Here is a 527-nt window from a genome sequence, read left to right as displayed (position 1 = left end):
AGCTTGTCGGGGAGGATGGTGCGGATCAGGCGGGGCCGTTCCTCGTCGGATCCGGCCTGGACGGTGGTCAGGCCGGTCAGGGCCTGGATCAGCGAATCGTAGACCCGCTGGCCGGAGGCGGGGCCACGCTCGCCGAATCCGCTCATCGAGAGATAGATGAGCTTCGAGTTGAGTGGGGCGAGGTCGTCGTATCCGATGCCGAGGCGCTCGACGACGCCGGGCCGGAAGTTCTGCACCACGACATCGGCGGTGGAGACCAACTTCTTCAGTACCGCAACGCCTTCCGGAGTCTTCAGGTCCAGGGTCAGGGACCGCTTCGACCTGTTGACGTTGACGAACATCGCCGACATGTCGCCGGAACGATTGGGCAGGGAACGGACGTGATCGCCCTTGCCGGGGACCTCCACCTTGATGACGTCCGCGCCCTGGTCGCCGAGGATGTCCGTGGCCCAGGGGCCCGACATCATCGAACACAGGTCGACGATCTTGATTCCGGTCATGGGGCCGCTCATGAAGGGCACCTTTCA

At 64.5% G+C, this 527-nt stretch carries 1 protein-coding gene; it reads right to left on the bottom strand.

Annotated elements, in window-relative coordinates:
• A partial coding sequence (locus tag RJ1_RS45220) for a CaiB/BaiF CoA transferase family protein (protein WP_255284989.1) occupies window positions 1-512 on the bottom strand: 512 nt, incomplete at its 3' end.
• Window positions 513-527: the final 15 nt, after the last annotated feature.

It is taken from the genome of Rhodococcus jostii NBRC 16295, assembly GCF_001894825.1.
GTDB classification, from domain to species: domain Bacteria; phylum Actinomycetota; class Actinomycetes; order Mycobacteriales; family Mycobacteriaceae; genus Rhodococcus_F; species Rhodococcus_F jostii.
Note: the sequence above shows the minus strand (reverse complement) of the source record. Positions and strands in the feature narration are given on the sequence as shown.